Annotated in this window: 16 protein-coding genes and 1 pseudogene; 5 read left to right on the forward strand and 12 right to left on the reverse strand. The window is 73.2% G+C overall.

Annotated features, from left to right (window positions below):
• Nucleotides 1-122: 122 nt before the first annotated feature.
• The 3 genes from ACFCX4_RS07370 (at nucleotide 123) to ACFCX4_RS07380 (ending at nucleotide 2,901) form a co-directional block, all read left to right on the forward strand.
• A complete protein-coding gene (locus ACFCX4_RS07370; protein WP_376139652.1) occupies nucleotides 123-1,097 on the forward strand; it encodes a ParA family protein in 975 nt (324 codons plus the stop codon).
• Nucleotides 1,094-2,164, forward strand: a complete 1,071-nt coding sequence (locus ACFCX4_RS07375) for a ParB/RepB/Spo0J family partition protein (RefSeq protein WP_376139653.1) — start codon at nucleotides 1,094-1,096, stop codon at nucleotides 2,162-2,164. The genes ACFCX4_RS07370 and ACFCX4_RS07375 overlap by 4 nt, the downstream gene beginning before the upstream one ends.
• Nucleotides 2,165-2,283: 119 nt before the next feature.
• Nucleotides 2,284-2,901 (forward strand): GNAT family N-acetyltransferase, encoded by a 618-nt coding sequence (locus ACFCX4_RS07380; protein WP_376139654.1) that lies wholly within the window; start codon nucleotides 2,284-2,286, stop codon nucleotides 2,899-2,901.
• Nucleotides 2,902-3,041: 140 nt separating this feature from the next.
• Here the strand turns inward: ACFCX4_RS07380 and trxA are convergent, their stop codons facing one another.
• The 7 genes from trxA to ACFCX4_RS07415 all read right to left on the reverse strand — a co-directional run bounded on the left by trxA (nucleotide 3,042) and on the right by ACFCX4_RS07415 (nucleotide 13,805).
• Nucleotides 3,042-3,368 (reverse strand): thioredoxin, encoded by a 327-nt coding sequence (gene trxA, locus ACFCX4_RS07385; RefSeq protein ID WP_376139655.1) that lies wholly within the window; start codon nucleotides 3,366-3,368, stop codon nucleotides 3,042-3,044.
• Between the two features lie 135 nt (nucleotides 3,369-3,503).
• Nucleotides 3,504-4,469 carry a thioredoxin-disulfide reductase gene (gene trxB / locus ACFCX4_RS07390; RefSeq protein WP_376139656.1) on the reverse strand — a complete coding sequence of 322 codons (966 nt, stop codon included), beginning with the start codon at nucleotides 4,467-4,469 and terminating at the stop codon, nucleotides 3,504-3,506.
• A gap of 173 nt (nucleotides 4,470-4,642) precedes the next feature.
• Nucleotides 4,643-5,614 carry a hypothetical protein gene (locus tag ACFCX4_RS07395; protein ID WP_376139657.1) on the reverse strand — a complete coding sequence of 324 codons (972 nt, stop codon included), beginning with the start codon at nucleotides 5,612-5,614 and terminating at the stop codon, nucleotides 4,643-4,645.
• Nucleotides 5,611-6,348 carry an RNA polymerase sigma factor SigM gene (gene sigM, locus ACFCX4_RS07400; protein WP_376139658.1) on the reverse strand — a complete coding sequence of 246 codons (738 nt, stop codon included), beginning with the start codon at nucleotides 6,346-6,348 and terminating at the stop codon, nucleotides 5,611-5,613. The genes ACFCX4_RS07395 and sigM overlap by 4 nt, the downstream gene beginning before the upstream one ends.
• 43 nt (nucleotides 6,349-6,391) lie before the next feature.
• Nucleotides 6,392-8,485, reverse strand: coding sequence for a serine/threonine protein kinase (locus tag ACFCX4_RS07405; protein WP_376139659.1), 2,094 nt, complete (start codon nucleotides 8,483-8,485; stop codon nucleotides 6,392-6,394).
• Between the two features lie 229 nt (nucleotides 8,486-8,714).
• Nucleotides 8,715-11,306, reverse strand: a complete 2,592-nt coding sequence (murJ, locus tag ACFCX4_RS07410) for a murein biosynthesis integral membrane protein MurJ (RefSeq protein WP_376139660.1) — start codon at nucleotides 11,304-11,306, stop codon at nucleotides 8,715-8,717.
• A gap of 57 nt (nucleotides 11,307-11,363) precedes the next feature.
• Nucleotides 11,364-13,805 carry a DUF6049 family protein gene (locus ACFCX4_RS07415; RefSeq protein WP_376139661.1) on the reverse strand — a complete coding sequence of 814 codons (2,442 nt, stop codon included), beginning with the start codon at nucleotides 13,803-13,805 and terminating at the stop codon, nucleotides 11,364-11,366.
• A gap of 382 nt (nucleotides 13,806-14,187) precedes the next feature.
• Here ACFCX4_RS07415 and ACFCX4_RS07420 point away from each other — a divergent pair, with 382 nt between their 5' ends.
• Entirely contained in the window at nucleotides 14,188-15,609 is a 1,422-nt protein-coding gene (locus ACFCX4_RS07420; RefSeq protein WP_376139667.1) for a CCA tRNA nucleotidyltransferase, read from the forward strand.
• A 63-nt stretch (nucleotides 15,610-15,672) separates the two neighbouring features.
• Here ACFCX4_RS07420 and ACFCX4_RS07425 read toward each other — a convergent pair whose 3' ends face one another.
• The 5 genes from ACFCX4_RS07425 to ACFCX4_RS07445 all read right to left on the reverse strand — a co-directional run bounded on the left by ACFCX4_RS07425 (nucleotide 15,673) and on the right by ACFCX4_RS07445 (nucleotide 20,994).
• Entirely contained in the window at nucleotides 15,673-16,782 is a 1,110-nt protein-coding gene (locus tag ACFCX4_RS07425; protein WP_376139662.1) for a hypothetical protein, read from the reverse strand.
• Nucleotides 16,783-16,815: 33 nt separating this feature from the next.
• On the reverse strand, nucleotides 16,816-17,496 hold the full coding sequence (locus ACFCX4_RS07430) for a hypothetical protein (RefSeq protein WP_376139663.1): 681 nt from the start codon (nucleotides 17,494-17,496) through the stop codon (nucleotides 16,816-16,818).
• 110 nt (nucleotides 17,497-17,606) lie between these two features.
• Nucleotides 17,607-18,944, reverse strand: coding sequence for an MFS transporter (locus ACFCX4_RS07435; protein ID WP_376139664.1), 1,338 nt, complete (start codon nucleotides 18,942-18,944; stop codon nucleotides 17,607-17,609).
• 140 nt (nucleotides 18,945-19,084) lie between these two features.
• Nucleotides 19,085-20,167, reverse strand: a complete 1,083-nt coding sequence (locus ACFCX4_RS07440) for an inositol-3-phosphate synthase (protein ID WP_376139665.1) — start codon at nucleotides 20,165-20,167, stop codon at nucleotides 19,085-19,087.
• 128 nt (nucleotides 20,168-20,295) lie between these two features.
• Nucleotides 20,296-20,994: a helix-turn-helix transcriptional regulator gene (locus ACFCX4_RS07445; RefSeq protein ID WP_376139666.1), complete on the reverse strand. Its 699-nt coding sequence runs from the start codon at nucleotides 20,992-20,994 to the stop codon at nucleotides 20,296-20,298.
• Nucleotides 20,995-21,811: 817 nt separating this feature from the next.
• On the opposite strand from ACFCX4_RS07445, the pseudogene ACFCX4_RS07450 reads away from it, so the two are divergent.
• A pseudogene (locus ACFCX4_RS07450) lies at nucleotides 21,812-23,380 on the forward strand (transglycosylase domain-containing protein); the annotation flags it as partial.
• Nucleotides 23,381-24,183 lie beyond the last annotated feature (803 nt).

Raw genomic sequence — 24,183 nt, forward strand, 5'->3', positions numbered from 1 at the left:
AGAATTCCGACATTGCGGGCATGGTGTTTCACGTGAAACGTCGCTCTCTCCTCTCGGGAATCCTCTCGCGCAGCCGGGCCGCGACTGTTGCCGCTCCGGTTTCACGTGAAACACTGAGCCCCATGCAGGACTCGGAGACCATCGACCAGATCGATGACACGCCCATCGCGCGTGCCGCCCAGGCCGCGGTCCGGGCCATCGGCCGAGCGGGCGAAGGACTGCCCCGGCCCGCAGCCACCCGGGTGATCGTGGTGGCCAACCAGAAGGGCGGGGTGGGCAAGACCACCACCACCGTCAACCTCGCCGCCTCGCTGGCGATGCACGGGCTGCGCGTCCTGGTGGTCGACCTCGACCCGCAGGGCAACGCCTCGACCGCGCTCGGCATCGACCACCACGCGGAGGTGCCCTCGATCTACGACGTCCTGGTGGAGGGCAAGCCACTGGCCGACGTGGTGCAGCCGGTGGTCGACGTCGAGGGACTGTTCTGCGTCCCCGCCACCATCGACCTGGCCGGCGCGGAGATCGAACTGGTCTCGCTGGTGGCCCGGGAGAGCCGGCTCCAGCGCGCCATCGCCGCCTACGAGCAGCCGCTGGACTACATCCTGATCGACTGTCCGCCCTCGCTGGGCCTGCTGACGGTCAACGCCCTGGTCGCCGGCCAGGAGGTGCTGATCCCGATCCAGTGCGAGTACTACGCGCTGGAGGGCCTCGGCCAGTTGCTGCGCAACGTCGAGCTGGTCCGGGCGCACCTCAACCAGGCACTCCACGTCTCCACCATCCTGCTCACCATGTACGACGCCCGGACCAGGCTCGCCGCCCAGGTGGCCGAGGAGGTCCGGACGCACTTCCAGCAGGAGGTGCTGCAGACCGCGATCCCGCGCTCGGTCCGCATCTCGGAGGCGCCCAGCTACGGGCAGACGGTGCTCACCTACGATCCGGGTTCCACCGGCGCGCTCTCCTACCTGGAGGCGGCCCGGGAGCTGGCGCTGCGGGCGGTGTCCGCAGGGGGCGGAGGCTCGTTGGTGGGGCAGCAGCGGGACGGTTCGGGGCAGGGCGCCCCGGGGGCACAGCACGGTACGACGGAGGGCAATCGGTGAGTGGTGCACGCAGGGGTCTGGGACGAGGGCTGGGGGCGCTGATCGGCCCCGCCGCCCCGGCGGGCGGGGCGGCCCCGCAGCCGGCGGTGACCCCGGTGGCCTCGACCGGGGCGGTCTCGCCGGCCGCCGTGCCGGTGCTGCCGTCCGGCCGGGGGACGCTGGCGGCCAAGGCGGCGGCCGAGAGCCTGCGGGAGCAGGCCGTGGAGGCGGAGCCCGAGCGGGTGGCCGGGGCCTACTTCGCCGAGCTGCCGCTGGACGCGATCACCCCGAACCCGCGCCAGCCGCGCGAGGTCTTCGACGAGGAGAAGCTGGGCGAGCTGGTCACCTCGATCAAGGAGGTGGGCCTGCTCCAGCCGGTGGTGGTGCGCCAGACGGCGCCCGGGCGCTTCGAGCTCATCATGGGCGAACGGCGCTGGCGGGCGTCCCGGGAGGCCGGGCTGGAGCAGATCCCGGCGATCGTCCGGGCCACCGAGGACGACAAGCTGCTGCTGGACGCCCTGCTGGAGAACCTGCACCGGGCCGAGCTGAACGCGCTGGAGGAGGCCGCCGCCTACGACCAGCTGCTGCGGGACTTCTCCTGCACCCACGAGGAGCTGGCCGACCGGATCGGACGCTCGCGTTCGCACGTGTCCAACACGCTGCGGATGCTGAAGCTCCCGCCGCGGGTGCAGCGGAGCCTGGCGGCCGGGACGATCACGGCCGGCCACGCCCGGGCGGTGCTCGGGCTGGCGGACGCCGAGCGGCAGGAGGAGCTCGCCGCCCGGGTGATCGCCGAGGCGCTCACGGTCCGGATGACCGAGGAGCTCGTCACGCTGATGAACGGTGAGGAGCCCAGGCCCCGGCGCCAGACGCCCAAGGCGGGCAAGATCCTCTCGCCGGCCTTCAACGACCTGGCGAGCCGGCTCTCCGACCGCTTCGACACCCGGGTGAAGGTCGAGGTCTCGCAGCGCGGCGGCAGGCTCGGCAAGGGCAAGGTGGTCCTGGAGTTCGGCTCGGTGGACGACCTCAACCGGATCCTGGACAGCCTGGCTCCCGGAGACGACGGGCTGCGGCTGTCGCAGGGCTGAGACCGGTCCCGCAGTGGCGATGGGTGCATGTTCCGCGTGAGCGCCGTTTCACGTGAAACATGCACCCGTCGGCGTTCGGGGGAATGCTCGACCGTGGAGTGGACGAGGAGGTGCGGGGCATGGGACGCCGGATCGTACCGCTGACGCTGGACAACCTCGCGGATCTGCCGTCGACCTGTCGCTCCTGCGTGTTCTGGGAGCTGGACCCGGTCAGCGGCCGGGCGGCGGTCGAGTCCGGCAAGCCCGAGCTGGAGAAGGAGGGGTGGATCTCCGCGGTCCTGCTGGAGTGGGGCTCCTGCGGCCGGCTGGTCTACGTGGACGACCGGCCGGCCGGCTTCGTGCTCTACGCCCCGCCCGCGTACGTGCCGCGCTCGCAGTCCTTCCCCACCAGTCCGGTCGCCTCGGACGCCGTCCAGCTGATGGTCAGCCGGGTGCTGCCGGGCTTCCAGCGGCAGGGGATCGGGCGGGTGCTGGTGCAGACGGTGGCCAAGGACCTGTTGGTCCGGGGGTTCCGGGCGATCGAGGCCTTCGGGGCGGTGGGGCGGCAACCGGTCAGCTGCGTGGTGCCGGCCGAGCACCTGCTGGCAGTGGGCTTCAAGACGGTCCGCCCGCACCACCGGTACCCGCGCCTGCGGCTGGAGGCGCGGACCACGCTCTCCTGGCGGGGCGACGTGGAGGGGGCGCTGGAGCGGCTGCTGGGCGGCGGGCGGAAGGAGCCGGTGCTGCGGCCGTTCTGAGGGCGGCCCCCGGCCAGCAGGGCCCGGAGCGAGGGGCGGCCCGCGGCGAGCGGAGGCCCGCTTCCGGCAGGGGCCGGAAGCGACGAGGGCGGGACTCCCCCGGTGGGGAGTCCCGCCCTCGCGGTGTGCCGGGGACGGACCTAGATCAGGCCGTCCAGCTCGCGCAGCAGCGCGGCCTTCGGACGGGCACCGGTGATCTGCTTCACCGGCTCGCCGTTCTTGAAGAGGATCAGGGTCGGGATGGAGATGACGTTGTACGCCGCGGCGGTCTGCTGGTTGGCGTCGACGTCCAGCTTGGCGATGGTGAGCTTGTCGCCCTCCTCCGCCGCGATGTCCTCCAGGACCGGGGCGACCTGACGGCACGGGCCGCACCATTCGGCCCAGAAGTCGACGAGGACGGGCTTGTCGCTCTTGAGGACGTCCGCATCGAACGTCGCGTCGGTCACGGTGGTGGTGGCGCCGGCCACGGTCACTCCTAAGGGTCAAACGGGAGAAGGGCTGCCAGGTCTACAACGCCGCGCGGGGCGGTTCTGTTTCGGCCCGGCCGGGTGGGTGTGTTTCACGTGGAACACACCCACCGGGGTGGTGGATCGTTCGGGGGATCAGACCGCGACGGTGGCGGCCTGGGCCTCCAGGTCCGCCAGCGAGGCCAGGTAGCGCTCGGCGTCCAGGGCGGCGGAGCAGCCGGTGCCGGAGGCGGTGATGGCCTGGCGGTAGGTGTGGTCGACGACGTCGCCGGCGGCGAACACACCCGGGATGTTGGTCCGGGTGGAGGGGGACTCGACCTTGAGGTAGCCCTCGGCGTCGAGCTCCAGCTGGCCCTTGAAGAGCTCGGTGCGCGGGTCGTGGCCGATCGCGATGAACAGGCCGGTGACCGGGAGCTCGCGGGTCTCGCCGGTGGTGGTGTCGCGCAGGGTGAGGCCGGTCAGCTTGGGGTCGCCGTGGATGGCCTCGACCGCGCTGTCCCACTCGAAGCTGATCTTCTCGTCGGCGAAGGCGCGCTCCTGCATCGCCTTGGAGGCGCGCAGGGTGTCGCGGCGGTGGATGACCTTGACGCTGCGGGCGAAGCGGGAGAGGAAGGTCGCCTCCTCCAGCGCGGTGTCGCCGCCGCCGACCACCGCGATGTCCTGGTCCCGGAAGAAGAAGCCGTCGCAGGTGGCGCACCAGGAGACGCCGCGGCCGGAGAGCGCGTCCTCGTTGGGCAGGCCCAGCTTGCGGTGCTGGGAGCCGGTGGTGACGATCACGGCGCGGGCCTTGTGGACGTTGCCCTCGGAGTCGGTGACGGTCTTGATGTCCCCGGTGAGGTCGACCGCGACGATGTCGTCCGGGATCAGCTCGGCACCGAACCGCTCCGCCTGCGCCCGCATGTTGTCCATCAGCTCGGGGCCCATGATGCCGTCCCGGAAGCCCGGGAAGTTCTCGACCTCGGTGGTGTTCATCAGCGCGCCACCGGCGGTGACGGCGCCCTCGAAGACCAGCGGGTCGAGGGAGGCACGGGCCGTGTAGAGCGCAGCCGTGTAGCCGGCCGGGCCGGAACCGATGATGATCACGTTACGGACGTCGCTCACTGCATCTCCTGGTTCGCATCGCGACCCGCTTTCGCAGCGGGGAGGGCGGTCCTGCTCCGCCGCCCGGGACAACGACTGACCAGTGTCTCGCATTCCCAGGGGGATCAGTACCACGCGCCCGCACTGTGGGAGTGTCGTGCGGCCCGCGGCATGGATCGCACGGGAACCGTCGGTCAGCCGGCCGGGACGGTCCGGTGCAGCAGGAGCGGTCCGCAGTCGGCGGCGCGGAGGTAGACGTCGAGCCGGTCCGGGCGGCCGGGCAGGGCGTGGACGAGGAGCTCGGCGGGGGCGCCGGCGTAGCTCCCGAGTTCGGTGACCAGCAGGGGCGCGGTGCTGAGCGCCGGGCAGGCCGGAGCCGAGCGGCCGCCGGTCAGGCCCTGCTCGCCGTCGGCGGGCGGCACGGCGGTCGCGCCGGAGCCTTTCGGAGGAGCCCCGGCGCCGGTGCCGGCGGACGGCTCGCCCGGCAGGGCGGGGCCGCCGGAGCCGGCGCGGGCGAGCAGCTCGCGGACCTGGCCGGCGAGCTGCTCCTCCCGGTAGACCGTCCCGCCGGGCTCCCGGTCCGCCTTGCTCTCCGGGTTCTCCGGGGCGGCCGTCGCGGCGGCACGGCTGCTCATGGCGGTGTCCTGCCCCCCGGGGGAGGAGGAGAGCGCCAGGAAGGTGCCGCCGAGGCCGAGGACGAGCAGGGCGGCGGCCGAGCCGAGCAGCAGGGCCCTGCGGCGCCGGGGACGGCCCGGGCGTCCCGGCCCGGTGGTGGCGGCGGGCCGGGACGGCGGGGCGGCCGGCGGAGCACCGGGCCGGGAGGGCGCGGGCGGGGCCGGGACGGCACCGGGGAGCGGTGCGGTGGGCGCTGCGGCCGGTGCGGTGGCGTCGCGGGTTCCGGCGGCGCGGTCGGCCTCCGCCGCGAGGGCCGCGTCGATCCGGGCGGCGACATCGGCGGGCACGGCCGGGGGCTCGGCTCCGCCGAGCAGCACGGCGATCCCGGCGAGCGCGTCGACGGTCTCCCGGCATTCGGCGCAGCCGGTCAGGTGCTGCCGAAGCGCCCCGGCTCCGACGGGGTCGAGCAGGTCCTCCGCGAGGTCGGCCAGCTCGTCGACCGAGGGGTGCGGTCCGGTGGTGGGGTCGGGAGAGGAGAGGGGGGCCGTCATCGCGGGCTCGCGTCTCCTTCCAGAATCGGGCGGGCTGGGTCCGGGGCTGTCCCTGTGACGGTGCGGGCGCCCGGTGGGTTCCCGGGCGGCCGGCCGGGCCCGGGCACCGGCGCTGTTTCACGTGAAACAGCGTCCGGCCGCGGTCCGCCGTCCGGCTCCTCGCGCAGGTGCCGGACGAGCGGCAGCAGCCGGGCCCGGCCGCGGGCGCAGCGGCTCTTCACCGTGCCGACCGGGATCCCGAGCAGTTCGGCGGCCTCCGCGACCGGGTAGCCCTGCATGTCGACCAGGACGAGCGCGGCCCGCTGTTCGGCGGGCAGCTCGGCGAGGGCGGCGGTCAGCTCGCGGTGCACCTCGGCGCGGACCACCGGGGAGTCGGCCGGTTCGGCGGAGCCGACCAGGGCGTCCAGCCGCTGCGGGTCGTCGTCGAGCGGCTTGGTGCGGCGGGTGGCGCTGCGCCGGGCACGGTCCAGGCAGGCGTTGACGACGATCCGGTGCAGCCAGGTGGTGACGGCCGAGCGGCCCTGGAAGGTGTGGGCGGAGCGGAACGCGGAGACCAGGGCGTCCTGCAGGGCGTCGGCGGCCTCCTCGCGGTCGCCGAGGGTGCGCAGCGCGACGGCCCAGAGCCGGTCCCGGTGGCGGTTCACCAGCCGGCCGAAGGCCTCCCGGTCGCCGGCGACGTGCCGGGCGAGGAGCGCCGCGTCGTCGTCGCCGTGCTCCGGTCCGTCGTCCGCCACGTCCACCCCTCGCCGTGCCCGCCCCGTCGCCGCGGCCCGCGGATCAGCCGAAGACCTTCACGTCGGAGACGTGTCCCTGGTACCTGCCCGCGTACTCGCCGTCCGGGTTCTTGGACAGGCTGGTGAGCCAGATCAAGACATAGCGGGTGGTGGCCGGGCTGTCCAGCTTGTAGGTGAGGCTGGTGCCGGACTCCTTGCCGATGACGGTGAAGTCCTTGGGCTTGGCCGCGGCCGGGTTGCCGATGCCCTTGGCGGGGACCCTCAGCTCGGCCGTGACGGGGGTGGCGAGCTTGACGGTGACGCTGGAGACGCTCTGCTGCGCACCGAGGTCGAGCAGCAGGCCGGTGCCCTCCTTGGTCTTCCCGAAGGGGTCGCCGTACCAGCTGGTGATCCACTCGCTGGCCGGGTCGCCGTCGATGGCCTTCTCCAGGACCGAGGTGCCCTCCGGACCGCCGCCCAGCGGGTTGTAGGAGATGGCCTCCTTGACCGGGATCTGCACCGGGTCGTGGGTCGCCGCGTGCGGGACCGGGGTGGCGGAGGAGGAGGTGGGCTGGGGCGCCGCGCTGGCGGTGCTCGACGGGCGCAGGTAGTCGACCAGCTGCCAGGAGGCGAAGCCGATCGCCCCGAGGGCGACGGTCCACGCGGTCACCTTGACCACCCGGCGCAGCCGCCGCCCGGCGCGCCGCACCGGGGCCGGTACCGGGGTGGGCCCGGTACCGGGGGCGGCGACCACCCGGGTCGGGTTGGGCGCGGTGGGCAGCGCGTGCACGTTGTGGCGCGGCGGGTTGGCGTAGACCGGCAGCTCGGGCTCGGGCTGGCGGATGCGCGGCATCAGGCCGATCGCCCGGGCGAGGCCGTCGGGCGTGGTGATCGGCTCGGCGTGGTGCGGCGGGTGGTCGAACAGGGCGCGGGCGGCCAGCTCGGACAGGCCCTTGTGGACCCCGGCGCGGACCTGGTCGGGGGACACCGTGCCGAGGTTCCTGGGCAGGCCCTTGAGGTCGTAGCGGTCCTCGGGGAAGGGCCAGCGGTGGGTGAGCGCGGCGAACAGCAGGGCGCCGATGGCCCGGGTGTCGGTGCGCTCGGCGTCCTCGTCGGGCAGGCCGCGCAGGGCGGCGTCGACCGCGATGCCGTTGATCCGGTACTGGCCGCTGTCGGTCCGCAGCACGCAGCGCGGGGTGAGCCGGAGGTGGGCCTGGCCGCGCCGGTGGGCGGCGGCCACCGCGTCGGTGACCTGGCGGACCATCTGGTAGGCCTCGTGCGGCTCCATCGGCCCGTCGGCGAGCAGCTTGGCGAGGTCGGAGGCGTGGGGCAGCCACTCCCGCACGACGTAGACCAGCTCGCCCTCCTGGACGGCGTCCAGGACCTGGACGAACCGCGGGTCGCCGAGCAGGGCGGCGGACTTCGCGGCGGCCAGCACCTTGCGGGCGCGCTGGTGGCCGGCCGCCATCAGGTGGACACCGACGGCGCGGCGCAGCTTCTCGTCGACCGCGCGCCAGCTGCTGAAGGTCTCGGTGGACGAGATGCACTCCTCCAGCCGGTAGCGGTGACCGATCATGTCGCCGCTGCGGCGCAGCGGGGCGGGGAGGGTCTGCGGCAGGGTGGCGGTGTCCCGGGGGTCGTGGGTGGGCTGCGGGTCCCGGGGCGGGCGCTTGGCCGGGGCGGCGGCCGTGGCGGGGGTCCCGCGTCCGGCGGCGTCACGGGCGGCGAGTTCGGCGGCGATCTCGGTGGCCGACAGGGGGGCGGTGATCTCCGAGGTCTCCTCGGCCGGGGCAGGGGCCTCCTCGGGGGCGGTGACCGCCTCGTCCGCGTCGTCGTCCGCGTCCTCGCCCGCGGGCCCGCCGGCGGTCCCGTCGCGGGACTCCTCCCCGGCGGCCGGCGCGTCGGCGGCGTCCTTCCCGGTGGCGGTGCCCTTCCCGGCGGAGAGGTCCTCGCGGGCCGGGGCGTCCTCGCGGGCGGAGGAGTCCTTGCCGGCGGCCGAACCCTTCCGCGCCGGGGAGCCCTTCCCCGCGGCGGAGCCGGACGTCGTGGCCCGGGCCGCGCCGTCGGCGAGATCGTCGATCGCCGCCGCCAGCGCGGCCTCGTCCGCCGCTCCGTCAGCTGCTGACGTGTCGACGACCGCCTTGGTGCCATCAGCCACCGTGGTCCAGCCTCCCCTTGTGTCGCCCCGGGTCTGAGAGAGAGTCGTTGGAGCGCTTGGGCCGACGGCCCCGGTGCTCCAGGACAATTGTGCCCACTGTTCTCCACCGGGTACGACCGCCGAAAGGTCCGAGCGGTTGCCTGATGGTGGAGAGATGTGGTGCAGATCCGGCATCGGGCCGCCGGCGCCGGCCCGGGACGGTCCGGGGCTGCGGCGGCCCGATGCGCGGTCAGCGGCCCAGTCGGCCGCGCACCATACCCAGCATGGCGTTCAGTTCCTCGATCCGCAGCCGCTTGGCGATGAGCACGAAGACGGCCAGCTGGAGTCCGCCGGCCACCAGGACCGTCAGCACGGCCCCGGCCCAGCCGCCGACGACGGCGGGAACGGCCAGGCTGACGCCCAGGCCCACCACGGCGGCCGGCACGGAGGCCGTGGCGAGCCGCGAGTAGGTCTTGCCGATCCGCTTGGTGTCCAGGCCGCCGATCTTCTTCTTCAGCTTGGGCAGCGCGACCGTCACTCCGACGGCGTACGCGAGGCCGTAGCCGAGCGCCATTCCGGTGACCGTCCACTCGGCCGGCAGCAGCACCCAGCAGAGCAGCGAGAAGCCGGCCTGGCAGGCGGCCACCCAGACGGTGTTGGAGAACGGGGTGCGGGTGTCCTCGTAGGCGTAGAAGCCGCGGAGCATCACGTACTGCGCCGAGTAGGGGATCAGGCCCAGGGCGAAGGCCGAGAGCATCAGACCGACGTTCCGGGCGTTCTCCAGGGCCGTCGCCCCGCCGCCCACCGCGTAGATGGCCTGGCCGATGGCCGGGCCGAGCGCCAGGAAGAGGAACGCCGCCGGGACGACCGCGACGGCGGTGGTGCGCAGTCCGTAGGAGAGGTCGTCGCGGACGGCTCCGGCGTCCTCGTCGGCGGCCGCGCGGGACAGCCGGGGCAGCACCGCGCTCATGATCGAGACGGTGATGACGGCCTGCGGGAGCTGCCAGATCAGCAGGGCGTTGGAGAAGGCCGCGAGGCCGACACCGCCGTGGCCGCCCGTCTCCGCGTCGCTGCCGGCGGCGGTGGCCAGCTGGGTGATGACCAGGTAGCCGGCCTGGTTGGCGAGCACGAAGAAGAAGGTCCACTTGGCGAGCCGGGCGGCCTTGCCCAGGCCGTGGCCGCGCCAGTCGAAGCGCGGACGGAAGGAGAAGCCGGCCGCCCGCAGGTAGGGGACCATCGCCAGCGACTGGACGGCGAGGCCCACCAGGGTGCCGATGCCGAGCAGCCGGACGCCCTCGGGGGTGATGGTCTCCGGGGTGACGTGGGTACCGTCGAAGCCGCCGTAGACCCAGATGTAGGCGCCGAAGGTGAAGATCACCACGACGTTGTTGAGGACCGGGGTCCACATCATCGCGCCGAACCGGCCGCGGGCGTTGAGGATCTGGCCCATCACCACGTGGATGCCCATGAAGAAGATGGTCGGCAGGCAGTACCGGGCCAGCGCCACGGTGGTCTCGGCCCGGGCCGCGTTCTCCATCATCGGGTGGGCGATCAGCTGGACGAGCACCGGTGCCCCGAGCACGGCCAGGAACACCACGCCGGCCAGGCCGACCATCACCAGGGTGAGCAGGCGGTTGGCGTAGGCGGTGCCGCCGTCCGCGTCGTTCTTCATGCTGCGGACCAGCTGCGGCACGAAGACGGCGTTCAGCGCGCCGCCGCCGATCAGGATGTAGAGCAGGGTCGGCAGGGTGTTGGCCGCGTTGTAGGAGTCACCCATCACGGCGATGCCGATCGCGCCGGCGATCACCATGGTGCGCAGGAAGCCGGTGCCCCGGGAGACCAGGGTGCCGGCCGCCATGATCGCACTGGAGTTCAGCACCGAGGCGACCTTGCCGCCGCCGGTGGTCCTTCCGGCGGGGGCGGCCGGGGCGGCCTGCTCCTCGGCCGCGAGCTCGGCCAGCGGCTCCACCGCGGGCGGCAGCTGTACGGCGGCCACCTGCATGGTGGCCTCGTCCTCGGCGAGCGGCGGGTCGAACTCGATCGGCGGGACGAAGGGGCGGGGACCGTCCGGGCCGGGGCCGTGGCCGTAGGGGGCCTGCGGTCCGTGCTGGGGCCCGTGCTGGGGCCCGTGCTGCCCCGGGTACGCGCCGGCCGGGGGGAACGGCGCGGGCGGGGCGGCGGGGGCCGGGGCGGCGGGGGCCGGGGCGGCCGGCGGCTGCGCGGCGGACGGCTGCACGGGGGGCTGCTGGGCCGGCGGACGGGGCGCCTCGGCGGTCACCCGGTTCCCGCCGAACAGCGCGTCCACCCCGACGTACTCGGTGGACTCGGAGTCCCAGGCGGAGTGCGCCGGACCGGGCTGCCACTGCGGGGGCGCCTCCCAGCCCCGGGCCGGGGCGGCCGGAGCACCGGGGACACCGGGAACGCCCGGAGCCCCCTGGGCCGCCGGGCCGCCGGGAACGCCCGGAGCACCCTGCGCGCCCTGCGCGCCCGGGGCGGCGGCCTGCGGCGGGAGACCCTCGCGCCAGTCGCCCCGCGGCGGGGTGTCCCAGCCGGGCTGCACCGGCGGCACCGGCGGGGAGAACGGCGACGGCGCCGGGTACTCGCCGCCGTGCGGCGGCAGCTGCGGAGGCACGTCGTACGCGGCCACCGGCTGCTCCGGCGCGGCGGGCCGGGAGGCCCGCAGGCCGTACGGGTCCTGCTCGCCCGGACCGCCCCGGTACGCGTCGGCCGCGTACGGGTCCTGGGCGTAGGTGTCGGCCACGTACCAGTCGCCGGACGGCGACTCGGCCCCCGGACGGACCTCTCCGCGGCCCGGAGGCCGCTCCTCGCTGCGCCCGGTCATGTCACCTCTTCGCTGTCGTGGGGGAGGCCGTCCCGGAGTCGGGCGGTATCGGCGGTGTCAAGGACCAACCTTCTCATCACTGGTGGCCCGATCCCGGCCATCCGCGCTGCTGTCGTGCGGTGTCCGCGCCGCCGCGCCGCCGTCCGGCCCCTGCGGGCCGTCCGCCGGGTCCGGCCCGCCGGACCCGCCCGGGGTGTCCGCCCCGCCGCCCGCGGCGAGCGGTGCGTCGCCCTCGTCGTCGTGCGCCACCCGCCGCTTGCGCTGGCGGAAGAAGCGCAGCGCCGCGAGCAGCAGCAGCACCAGGCCGCCGCCGAAGACGTACAGCACGCCGTTGGTGACCGAGGTGACCTGGACGTTGAAGGTGACCGGCTCGCCGTACGGCTTCGGGTCCGGCCCGGTGGTGAACAGCTGGGCGGTCATGGTGACCCGCCCGTTGTTCTTCGCCTCGGCCGGGAAGCGCAGGGTGACGCTCTGCGAGGCGGGCAGCACCAGTTCCTCCGCCGGCATCTCGACCCGGAGCCGGTTGGGCTGGCTCGGGCTGAGCACCAGCTTGAGGTTGGTGACCGTCTGGGTCAGGTCGTTGCGGACGCTGACCTGGAGCACCCCGGTGTCCCCGGCGAAGGTGATGATCCGCTTCGGCGGCACCTTCACCGCGTCGGTCAGCTCCTTGAGGTAGCGCTCCACGCCGTCCCGGTAGACGTTCCCGGCCGGGGCCTCGGTGCGCCACTCGGTGGACAGCGAGCGGACCATGGCCGCGCTGAACGGGCCGCGCACCCGCTGCGGCAGGGTGAGCACCCGCATCAGCGTGTCCAGGTTGGCCTGGATCCGGGTGGTGGCGGTCAGGTCGGCGGCGGGCAGCTCCGAGTCGCGGACCCGGGCCGGGTAGTCGGTGGCGGCCGGGACGGCCGTGTTGGCCTTCGGGTCCGGCGCCGCTGAGGCGAGGGCGTCCAGCCTGACCGGCTCCACCCACTTGCCCTCCTGGGCCGCCTGGAGGGCGCCGGCCAGCACCTTGGCGCTGCCGGCGGTGAGGTCGCGGGGCGGCATGACCAGCAGACCGCGCGGGTTCTGCGGCTCCTGCCGGGAGATCACGTACGTCTCGGCGAGGAAGCGCTGGGCCGCCAGGGTCTGGTCCTGCGCGGTGGCCAGGTCCTCCTCGAACAGCGAGGAGACCACCTGGTCGGCGACCAGCGCGGTCTGGCCGCCGCCGATCGGCCGGGTGGCGGTGGGCGTGTACTTCAGTGCGTCCGACTCGGGCATGCTCGCGCCGTTCACCAGCACCAGGCCGGCGCCGGCCCGGAGCGCGACCGAGGCGATCCGCTGGTCCAGGTAGCCCCGGTACGGCCAGGCGACGTCGGAGCGGGTGTCCACCGAGAGCCGGCCCTCGACGGTCAGCCGGCCGGCGGTGGCCGCCTTGCCGAGCGCGGCGTCGATGCCCTCCAGCTCGGCGGCGTTGTGCGCGATCGAGGCGAGGTCCGGGTCGGCGTACGGCAGCGCCACCACCTGGCTGCCCGGCTTGGCCACGGCGGCCCGCAGCTTCTCCAGCCAGGCCGTGGCGGCGGCGGTGCCGGTGCCGACGGAGGTGTTGTCCTCCTTGGCGGCGTTGCCCGCGGTGCCGGGCTTCTGCACCCGGTAGGTCCTGGTCATCGCGAACGCGGTGTCCAGGAGGTCCGGGTCGACCACCCAGGTCAGTCCGGTCATCGCGGAGCCGGTCTCGACCAGCGCGTTCAGCCGCCCGCCGGGCGCGAACTCGGCGGCCAGGCTGTCGTCCCGCAGCACCGGGAAGGTCTGGTCGCCCTCGGAGTAGGTCTGCGCGGCGAGCACCGGGGCGTGCACCAGCGGCCACAGGGTGGTGACCCTGGACGGCTGCGCCTCGGCCTGGTTCCCCGAGTTGTACGGCAGGAAGGTGCGGGCGATGCCGAGCGGGCGATCGCGCTGGTTGTCGCCGGTGGAGCCCCAGACGTCCACCGCGAGCTCGTACACGCCCTCGCCGGTCAGCTGCAGGTCGGCCACCGCGACGCTCAGCGTGTACGGCTGGCTCTGGCCGGGGCCGAGCTCGTTCAGCGCGTACTGCGGGCTGTCCAGCGAGATGCCGTCCGACCCCTGGGGGGTGGTCCGGGTGACCACGCTGTTGAGGTCGCTGCGGTTGGTCAGCGGCTTGCCCCCCCAGGGCTTGCGGACCGTCGCGTGCGCGGACCTGAGCACCGAGGCCCCGCCGTTGGTGACGTGCCCGGTGATCGTCACGGTGCCGTTCGGGACGGCCACCGGCTTGTTCACCGAGTCGATGGTCATCACCACCGGGTACTCGGCGCTCACCGTCGACTCCGCGGCCGGCCGCACCCCGGCGGCCGGGGCCGCGGCGGCGACCGGGACGCCCGGCAGCGCCGAGGCGAGCACCAGCGCCGCGCCGAGCGCACCGGTCAGCCGCCGGGCGGCTCGTTCCAGGACGCGCCCCCGGCGTCCGTCCGTCTCCGGACCCGGGTGCCGTGCCGGCTCACTCACGCGGTTCGCCCTCGCTCACGGGTTCGCCCTCGCCGTTCTCGATCGCTGCTGCTGCTGCCGTGCCGCCGCGGATGTTCCGTCGGCCGTGGGGGATGCCGTGGGGATCAGCCGTGAAGAACTTGTGCTCGTGCGTCGCCCGGGCGGCCGTGCGGGCGCACGGCACCGCGGCCCGCCGTCGGTGCCACCGGACTCGTTCCCCCCGCATGGTAACGATGTGGTGAGGGGTGCGGTGTTGCGGGCCGGGGAGTGAGGCGGTGGAAACGCGCGGGCGGCGGGGCCGCCGGGCCACGTACCCTTGTGAGCCGTGTCCACTGCCAATGAGCCCACCGCCCACCACGCCGACGACCACCCGTCCGGTTCCACCGTCGGGACCGTCCCCGGCCTGAGCGAGGCGCAGACCCTGGGTCTGCAGGAACTGCTGCGGGTCTCCCCGGTCGCCGACGAGATCGCCCGCCGCTTCCAGGCGGCGGGTCACCGGCTCGCGCTGGTCGGCGGATCGGTCCGGGACGCCCTGCTGGGCCGGCTGGGCAACGACCTGGACTTCACCACCGACGCCCGCCCGCAGCAGGTGCTGAAGCTGGTCAGGGGCTGGGCGGACGCGGTCTGGGACGTCGGCATCGCCTTCGGCACGGTCGGCGCGCGCAAGGACACCCCGCAGGGCTCCTTCCTCATCGAGATCACCACCTACCGCTCCGAGGCGTACGACCGCACCTCCCGCAAGCCCGAGGTGACCTACGGCGACACCATCGGGGAGGACCTGGTCCGCCGCGACTTCACCGTCAACGCGATGGCCGTCGACCTGCCCGGCCGCGGCTTCGTCGACCCGCACCACGGCCTGGAGGACCTGGAGGCCCGGGTGCTGCGCACCCCCGCCACCCCCGAGGAGTCCTTCTCCGACGACCCGCTGCGGATGATGCGGGCCGCCCGCTTCGCCGCCCAGCTGGACTTCGACCCGGCCCCCGAGGTGATCGCGGCGATGACCGCGATGGCCGAGCGGATCACCATCGTCTCCGCCGAGCGGGTCCAGGCCGAGCTGAACAAGCTGCTGCTGGCCGCGCACCCGGTGAAGGGCCTGCGGCTGCTGGTCGACACCGGGCTGGCCGGGCACGTGCTGCCCGAGCTGCCGGCGCTGCGCCTGGAGCGGGACGAGCACCACCGGCACAAGGACGTCTACGAGCACTCGCTGACCGTCCTGGAGCAGGCCATCGCCCTGGAGCAGGACGGCCCGGACCTCACCCTGCGGCTGGCCGCGCTGCTGCACGACATCGGCAAGCCGCGCACCCGCCGCTTCGAGCCGGACGGCCGGGTCTCCTTCCACCACCACGAGGTGGTCGGCGCCAAGATGACCCGCAAGCGGATGCGCGAGCTGAAGTACTCGAAGGAGCTCACCGAGGACGTCTCGCGCCTGGTCGAGCTGCACCTGCGGTTCCACGGCTACGGCGGCGGCGAGTGGACCGACTCGGCGGTGCGCCGCTACGTCACCGACGGCGGCCCGCTGCTGGAGCGGCTGCACAAGCTGACCCGCTCGGACTGCACCACCCGGAACAGGAAGAAGGCCGCCGCGCTCTCCCGCACCTACGACGGCCTGGAGGAGCGGATCGCCGAGCTCAAGGCCAAGGAGGAGCTGGACGCCGTCCGGCCCGCGCTGGACGGCAACCAGATCATGGAGCTGCTCGGCCTGGCGCCCGGCCCGATGGTCGGCAAGGCGTACAAGCACATGCTGGAGCTGCGGCTGGAGCACGGCCCGCTGGAGCACGACGAGGCGGTGGCCGCGCTGCGCGCCTGGTGGGAGTCCCAGCAGTAGGACCCGCGACGGCGGAGGGGGTGGTCCCGGGCTCTCCCGGGACCACCCCCCTCCGTACGGGCCTCAGAGCTTCTTCAGGCAGAGGACGAAGCTGAGCGCCTCGGTGCTCGCGGACCGGGTGTAGGTGCTCTCGGCGTCGGCGACGCTGTCGCAGGCCTTGTCGTTGTCGCTGGTCCCGTAGACCTTCTTGATCACCTTGTACTGCGCCTTCGGGTCGGTGCAGGGCAGCATGGTGATCCGGGGGTTGGCGTCGTGGGTGGCCGTGGTCCCGTTCTCGTTGCGCAGGCAGTCGCCGGCCTTGGCGTAGTCGATGTCGCCGGGCACCTTGGAGGTGGCGGACGGCGTCGGCAGGGTGACCGTGGGGACCGGCGCCGGCGGCGGCAGCGTGATGGACGGCGAGGCGAACGGCGAGAAGGTCGGCACCGGCACGGTCACCGTGCTCGGCGTGGGCAGTACCAGCGGCCGGTAGGGGTCGTCGTGCTTGCTGCCGAGGAGGGCCCCCGTCGCGATCAGGACGATCCACGAACCGATGCCGAGCACCGGCAGCAGCAGCATGAGGATGTGCGGCCGCCTGGTGAGCGGGACGCCCGGGTCGAGCTGTGGCCCGTGGGTGCCGGGCGCCGGGGGCGGCAGGTCCTTGATCCGGTTGTGTGCGGCGAGGTTCCGCAGCAGGGTGACCACGGTGAAGATGCCGGAGAGGTAGCTCCACCAGCCCTGGACCAGCGTGCGGGCCGACATGTCGCGGACCATCGCGGTGCCGCAGGTGCGGCAGTACGGTCCCGGCTGCTTCAGGAACCGCATGATGATGATGATTCCCTGGTGGCCCCGGACCGTGGTCTCGACGGCCGGGAAGCCGCCGCAGAACCGGCAGACCGGGCCGCCCTGCACGGCGTGGCCGGGCGCCGGCCAGCCGCCGGCCTGCGGCGGCGGGTAGGCCCCGGCCTGCGGCGGCGGGTAGGCGTAGCCGCCGGGCGGGGCCTGGGCGGGCACACCGTACCCGGGCGGCGCGGCCGGGGGCGGGGCGGCGGCCGGGTAGCCGTAGCCGGCCGGGGCGGGGGCGGCCTGCGGCGGCGGGACGGGCGCCCCGGCGTACGGGTTCCCGGTGGCGTACGGGTTGGCGCCGTCGGCGGGCGGCGGGGAGCCGTACGGCAACTGGGGAGGCGGAACGGACAAGGGGATCCCCCGGAGAGGTCGGGTGGCGGACGGTCAGGACTTCTTGACCGGCGGGACGCCGGTGAGCGGGCCGAGGCAGAGCACGTAGCGCTTCTTGTTCCAGCGGCGGCCGCTCTTGCCCGAGACGGTGCTGGTGGTGCCCGCGGTCGCGCGGCACCGGGAGGTGTCGGTGGTGGAGTCGAACTTGGCCAGCACCTTGTAGTTGGCCTTGCCGTCGGTGCACTTGACCACCGAGACGTCGCGCGAGCCACTGGCCTTGACGCAGTCACCGGCCTTGGCGCTGCTGACGCTCGGACCGGTGACGAAGTAGCCGACGATCAGCGCGACCGCGCCGAGGACCACGCCGACCACCTTCAGCCGGGCCTTGCCGCGGCCCTTCGGGGCCGGTGCGCCGACGGGCACCGGGGCGGCCGGCGGGTAGCCGTGCGGCGAGGGCGGGCCGTAGGGGGCCTGCGGGCCGGGCGGGTAGGGGCCCTGGGCGTAGGGACCCGGGGCCTGGGGAGCCTGCGGGTACGGCTGCTGCGGGTACGGCGGCGCGGCCTGGGGCGCGGGCTGCCCGGCCGGGTGGCCGTAGCCGGGCGGCGGGGCGCCGTAGCCGGCGGGCACCGGCTGGGGCGGTCCGTAGGGCTGGGGCGCCGGGGCGCCGTAGGGCGGCGGGACCGGTGCGGGCCCGTACCCCTGCGGCGGCCCGTACGGACTGTGCGGTGTGCTCATCAGATCGTCCCCCGAGACATACGTCTGTCGCTCCGACAGATCTGACGTACCTTAGCGACCCGCTCCGACGCCGCCGGGGTTCAGGGGCCGACCCCGGCGGGCGGTGCTGGTCAGCGGGCCGGGTCGCCGGGGAGCGGGCCGGTGCGCCGGGCCGCGCGGAGGTAGCAGACCGCGGACACCGCGTACACCAGGGCCACCCCGAGGACGACCGGCACCGAGCGGCCGGACAGCGGCAGCACCAGCGCGGAGACCAGGGCGGCGGCCACGAAGGCGATGTTGAAGAGCACGTCGTAGATGGCGAAGATCCGGCCGCGGTAGTCGTCCTCGACGGACTCCTGCACCACGGTGTCGGCGCAGATCTTGGTGCCCTGGGTGACCACGCCCAGCAGCAGCGCCGCGATCAGACAGGGCACCAGGCGGAAGCCGAGGCCGAGCACGGGGACGAAGAGCACCGGGGCGGCCAGACAGAGCGTCATCCAGCCGGCCAGCCCGAGCCGGCGGCTGCACCAGGGGCTGATCACCGCCGCGACGAAGAACCCGGCGGCGGAGAGGCCGACCGCCTGGCCCAGGGTGGCCAGGCCGGCCGCGCTGTCCGCGGGGTCGTTGAAGGTGTACCGGGCGAGCATCACCAGGACCACGATCAGCACGCCGTAGCAGAACCGGGCGGCGGTCACGGCGGCCAGCGCGTGCGCGGCCGGCCGGCGGTCGCGCACCAGGTGGGTGACGGCGGCGCGCAGCTCGCGGGCGGCCTGGGCCAGCGCCTGTCCGAGCGCCGGGCGGTCCGGGTGGTGCCCGGGGCCGAGCAGGTCCCGGTCCATCCGCAGCGCCGCCAGCGCGGCCGAGAGGTAGAGGAAGGCGGCGAGGGTCACCAGGGCGGCGTCGGCCCCGGGGCCGGGCGGCAGCACCTGGTGCAGCAGGAACCCGAGCCCGCCGCCGCAGGCGGCCGCGACGGTGCCCAGGGTCGGGGAGAGGGCGTTGGCGGTGACCAGCTGCTCGGCGCGGACCACCCGGGGCAGCGCGGCGGAGAGGCCGGCCAGGATGAACCGGTTGAGCGCGGTGACCAGCAGCGCGGAGGCGAAGAAGAGCCACGCCGGGGCCTGCACCAGCAGGAGTCCGCCGGTGACCAGGCCGAGGCCGAAGCGGGCCAGGTTGCCCAGGTAGAGCACCTGGCGGCGGCGCCAGCGGTCCAGCAGGACGCCGGCGAAGGGGCCGACCACCGAGAACGGCAGCAGCATGACGGCCAGCACCGAGGCGATGTCGGCGGGCGAGGACTGCTTCTCGGGGGAGAAGACGACGTAGGCGGCGAGCGACACCTGGAAGACGCCGTCGGAGAGCTGGGACAGCACCCGGGCGGTCAGCAGCCGGCGGAAGTCGCGGCCGCGCAGCAGGTCGCGGAGCGTGGCGCGGTGCGCGGCCCGGTGGGTACTGCCGTTCTCGGTGATCGCCACCTGCCCAGGGTGCCATGGAAGCGGCGGGTGTTTCACGTGAAACATTCGCCGGGAGAAGGTGAACGGGTCCACGGCCGCCGGCCGTGGACCCGTTTCGGCACCTCGGTACCTCAGTGATCCGGTACCTCAGGGCGTGGAGGTCAGCGCTCGACCTCGCCGCTGATGAACTTCTCGACGTTCTCGCGGGCCTCGTCGTCGAAGTACTGGACCGGCGGGGACTTCATGAAGTACGAGGAGGCGGAGAGGATCGGGCCGCCGATGCCGCGGTCCTTGGCGATCTTCGCGGCGCGCACGGCGTCGATGATGACACCGGCGGAGTTCGGGGAGTCCCAGACCTCCAGCTTGTACTCCAGGTTCAGCGGGACGTCGCCGAAGGCACGGCCTTCGAGGCGGACGTAGGCCCACTTGCGGTCGTCCAGCCAGGCCACGTAGTCCGACGGACCGATGTGGACGTTGTTGGCGCCCAGCTCGCGGTCGCGGATCTGCGAGGTGACGGCCTGGGTCTTGGAGATCTTCTTGGACTCCAGGCGCTCGCGTTCGAGCATGTTCTTGAAGTCCATGTTGCCGCCGACGTTCAGCTGCATGGTGCGCTCAAGGACGACACCGCGGTCCTCGAACAGCTTGGCCATCACGCGGTGCGTGATGGTCGCGCCGACCTGGGACTTGATGTCGTCGCCGACGATCGGAACGCCGGCCTCGGTGAACTTGTCCGCCCACTCCTTGGTGCCGGCGATGAACACCGGGAGGGCGTTCACGAAGGCGACCTTGGCGTCGATGGCGCACTGGGCGTAGAACTTGGCGGCCTGCTCGGAACCGACCGGCAGGTAGCAGACGAGGACGTCGACCCGGGCGTCCTTCAGGGTCTGGACGACGTCGACCGGGGTCTCGTCCGACTCCTCGATGGTCTCGCGGTAGTACTTGCCCAGACCGTCGAAGGTGTGGCCGCGCTGGACGGTGACACCGGTCGGCGGCACGTCGCAGATCTTGATGGTGTTGTTCTCGGACGCCGTGATGGCGTGCGCGAGGTCCTGGCCGACCTTCTTGGCGTCGACGTCGAAGGCGGCGACGAACTCCACGTCACGGACGTGGTAGTCACCGAACTGGACGTGCATCAGCCCGGGGACCTTGCCGGCCGGGTCGGCGTCCTTGTAGTACTCGACACCCTGCACCAGCGACGTGGCGCAGTTGCCCACACCCACGATGGCTACGCGAACCGAACCCATTTCCGGTTGCTCCCTGTGATCTCATGAGCGCCGCCGAGGGTCGGCGGTACTCGTCCTGCTTCTTCGATGACTGCTGACGGGCGCATGACGCGCCCACTCCTGCCGCGTGGCACAGGGCTGACGCGGTGTCAGCGCTCCTGGGCGGAGCGCCCCGGGCGGTCGTGCGGTGGCCCGGGCGGGTCCGCGGACCCGTCCTCCTGGCCTCGGCCGTCCGAAGTCTTGGTTACTGCGGGGTCGGTCGCGCCGGCGGGCGGGCCGGTCCGGCCGGTGCGGTTGGCCCGCTCGGTCTCGATCAGCTCGTTGAGCCAGCGGACCTCGCGCTCCACCGACTCCAGCCCGTGCCGCTGCAGTTCGACGGTGTAGTCGTCGAACCTCTCGCGGGCCCGGGCGAGCGAGTTGCGCATCCGCTCCAGGCGCTCCTCCAGCCGGCTGCGGCGGCCCTCCAGCACGCGCATCCGCACGGCCCGGTCGGTCTGGCCGAAGAAGGCGAAGTGCACGCCGAAGTGCTCGTCCTCCCAGGCGTCCGGTCCGGAGTCGGCGAGCAGTTCCTCGAACCGCTGCTTGCCCTCGGCGGAGAGCCGGTAGACGATCTTGGACCGCTTGCCGTTGAGTGCGGTGGCCGGGACGTACTCGGCCTCCGGGTTGTCCTCGACCAGGAAGCCCTGGGCCACCAGGCTCTTCAGACAGGGGTAGAGCGTCCCGTAGGAGAACGCGCGGAACGAGCCGAGCAGGACGTTGAGCCGCTTCCGCAGCTCGTACCCGTGCATCGGGGCGTCGTGGAGCAGTCCGAGAACGGCGAACTCCAGCACTCCTGAGCGCCTGCCCACTGCCTTCGTCCTCCCTTCCCCGGCCGGTCCGCGACCCGCCTCCCTCGGCGGTATGCCGCTCCGATGTATCGGCTCGATATATCGAGAACGATAAGCCTGGGTCTCCGAACCGGCAAGGGGGGCGCGCGTGAATGTGATCACAAGGCGACGCGCAGGTGTGCTTGGCAACGGGCGTGTAATGATCTATCGCCGTTTTGCGTTTTTTGGCAGTTGATGCCCGATTGGTTCGGTTTCCCGGCTGCGTACGCTGTCGCGTGTGCACGAGGACCACCTCCGGGGTTAGGGCGGTTGCGGGCATCGGACGTGGACCCTGCCTTCAGGCTCGACCGGCCTGGCGAGGAGTAGCTGGAACATGAGCGAACGACGGCGCAGGTCGCCCGGTGGCGACGGTCGTCCTCCGGGTGGCGACAACGGGAGGCCGGAGGGGGCCGGGCGGGACGAGCTCGGCTCGACGGGCCTCGGTCGGCGCAGACCCCCGGGCACGCGGGACACCGCCCAGCAGCCCCGGATGACCCGGGCCGAGATGCGCAAGGCGGCTCAGAAGGGCGGCCGGCGCGGCGGTGCGGCCGAGGCCGCGGCCCCGGCGGGCAAGGGCGGCGCACCCGGCAAGAAGCGCTTCATCGACTACCCCCGCTTCGGCAAGCAGGGCGTCCGCCGCTGGCTGCCGTCCTGGCGGCAGTGGCTCAGCGCGGTGCTGCTGTTCGTCGCGGCCTGCGTGGGCGCGGTCTTCTTCGTCTACCAGACGACCAAGATCCCGCAGCTCAACGCCCTGGTGAACGACCAGAACAACATCTACTTCTGGGCCGACGGCACCGAGATGGTCCGCAAGGGCGAGACCAACCGGCAGATCGTCGAGCTCGCCGACATCTCGCCCAACCTGCAGAACGCGGTCATCGCGGCGGAGAACGCCACCTTCCGCACCGACAGCGGCATCGACCCCAAGGGCATGATGCGCGCGGTCGTCAACATGGCCAAGGGCGGCGAGACCCAGGGCGCCTCGACGATCACCCAGCAGTACGTCAAGAACGCCTACCTGACGCAGGAGCAGACCCTCAGCCGCAAGCTGAAGGAGTTCTTCATCACGCTGAAGGTCAACCAGGAGTTCGAGAAGCCCGACATCCTCAAGGGCTACCTGAACACCAGCTGGTTCGGCCGCGGTGCGACCGGCGCCCAGGCCGCGGCGCAGGCGTACTACGGCATCAACGCCAAGGACCTCGACCTCTGCCAGAGCGCGATGCTGGCCGGTCTGCTCAAGGGCGCGTCGTACTACGACCCGACGATCAAGGACAACCGGGCCCGCGCCGAGGAGCGCTGGACCTGGATCCTCAACCGGATGGTGGAGACCAAGAACACCACCCCGGAGGAGCGGGCGAAGTGCACCGCCTTCCCCGACCCGATCAAGCAGGTCCCGCCGTCCAACATGAACGGTCAGATCAGCTACCTGGTCGAGACCGCCAACAAGTTCGTCATGGCGAAGGACACCGGGATCGACCAGCGGGCCATCGACAAGGGCGGCTTCAAGATCTACACGACCTTCCAGAAGGAGAAGGTCGAGGCCCTGAAGAAGGCCGTGGACGAGGTCTCCGCCGAGACCCTCAACCCGCAGAAGCGCCCGGACAACGACAACTTCGTGCAGTTCGGCGCGGCCAGCGTGGTCCCCAACGACGGGGCGATCGTCGCCATCTACGGCGGCAACGGCGTGGAGAACGGCCACCACGACAACAACGCCGACGCCCAGGGCGTCCAGGTCGGCTCGACCTTCAAGCCCTTCGTCCTGGCCACCGCGATGCAGACCGGCGTGCTGACCGCGACCGACGACAAGGGCAAGCCCAAGCGGATCAACGCGGAGAGCCGCTACCTCTCCGACGACATGTCGGAGATCCGCAAGCCGGACGGCTCGCTGGTGCTCGGTGACGACGGCAAGCCCTACCGCCAGAAGAACGAGGAGAAGGGCAAGCGCGGCTACGTCTCCCTGCGGATGGCCATGCAGTACTCCTACAACGTGCCCTTCGTCCAGCTGAACCAGGACGTCGGCGGCCAGAACGTGCTGCAGACCGCCGAGGCGATGGGCCTGCGCAAGGAGAGCATCGAGAAGGAGTCGAAGACCGCCACCTTCCCGCTGGGCGTCTCCGCCGTCAGCCCGATCCGGATGGCCGACGCCTACGCGACCTTCGCCGCCAGCGGCAAGCAGGCCGACCCGTACTCGGTCACCAAGGTCCTGGTGGACGGCAAGGAGCGGCCCGGCTTCGGCAAGCACGAGACCAAGCAGGCGCTGGAGCCGGCCGTCGCCGACAACATCACCGACGTGCTGGTGAACGTGGCCAAGAACGGTACCGGCAAGAAGACCAACACCCTGGGCCGTCCGGTGGCCGGCAAGACCGGTACCACCGACGAGAACAAGTCGGCCTGGTGGGTCGGCTACACCCCGCAGCTGGCCACCAGCGTGGCGATGTGGCGCGAGGACGCGGCGCACCCCGGGCGGCTCTCGCTGAACGGCACCGGCGGCAAGGACTCGGTGCACGGTGGTGACGTCCCGGCGGACGTCTTCACCCGGTACATGAAGACCGCGCTGGCCAACGAGAAGAAGCTGGACTTCCCGGCCCCGCAGCCGGTCGGCACCCAGGTCGACTCCTCGGGGGCGCCGAGCACCGCGAGCGCCACCCCGACCCCGACCACCACCGAGAGCACCAGCACCGCCCCGGTGGACCCGAACGCCCAGCAGCCGACCCAGCCGCCGGTCACCCAGGGTCCGTCCTGCGTCCCCGGCGTCGACTGCCCGGGCACCGTGCCCACCCAGCCGCCGGCTCCGACCAGGACCAACCCGCCCGGCGGCACGGGCGGCGGCGCCAACGGCGGCGGTACGGGCGGCGGAGGCACCGGCGGCGGCGGTACGGGCGGCGGCGGTACGGGTGGCGGAGGCACCGGCGGCGGCGGTACCAGCCCCTCGCCGACCTGCGCGCTCGGCCCGCTCCTCTGCGGCTCGCCGACCACTCCCCCGGCGACCACCGAACCCGGTGGCGGGTCCGGCGGCTCGACCGGCGGCCCGACCACCAGGCCGCCGAAGCCGACGACGTCACCGTCGCCGTCCTCGAACGGCGTCGCCGCGGCGCAGTGCCTGCGGGTCCAGCCAGCGGCCCTCGTACATCAGCCGGCCCAGGCGGCGGCCCTCGGCGTGGTACTGGGCGAGGG

Origin of the sequence: Kitasatospora sp. NPDC056327 (assembly GCF_042261735.1) — a bacterium.
In the GTDB taxonomy this organism is placed as follows: domain Bacteria; phylum Actinomycetota; class Actinomycetes; order Streptomycetales; family Streptomycetaceae; genus Kitasatospora.

Bases quoted from the DNA above. Each gene is read 5' to 3' on its own strand.
- ACFCX4_RS07380 (WP_376139654.1), top strand. From the start codon at position 2,284: ATGGGACGCCGGATCGTACCGCTGACGCTGGACAACCTCGCGGATCTG.
- ACFCX4_RS07440 (WP_376139665.1), bottom strand. From the start codon at position 20,167: ATGGGTTCGGTTCGCGTAGCCATCGTGGGTGTGGGCAACTGCGCCACG.
- murJ (WP_376139660.1), bottom strand. From the start codon at position 11,306: ATGACCGGGCGCAGCGAGGAGCGGCCTCCGGGCCGCGGAGAGGTCCGT.
- ACFCX4_RS07370 (WP_376139652.1), top strand. From the start codon at position 123: ATGCAGGACTCGGAGACCATCGACCAGATCGATGACACGCCCATCGCG.
- ACFCX4_RS07430 (WP_376139663.1), bottom strand. From the start codon at position 17,496: ATGAGCACACCGCACAGTCCGTACGGGCCGCCGCAGGGGTACGGGCCC.
- ACFCX4_RS07395 (WP_376139657.1), bottom strand. From the start codon at position 5,614: ATGACGGCCCCCCTCTCCTCTCCCGACCCCACCACCGGACCGCACCCC.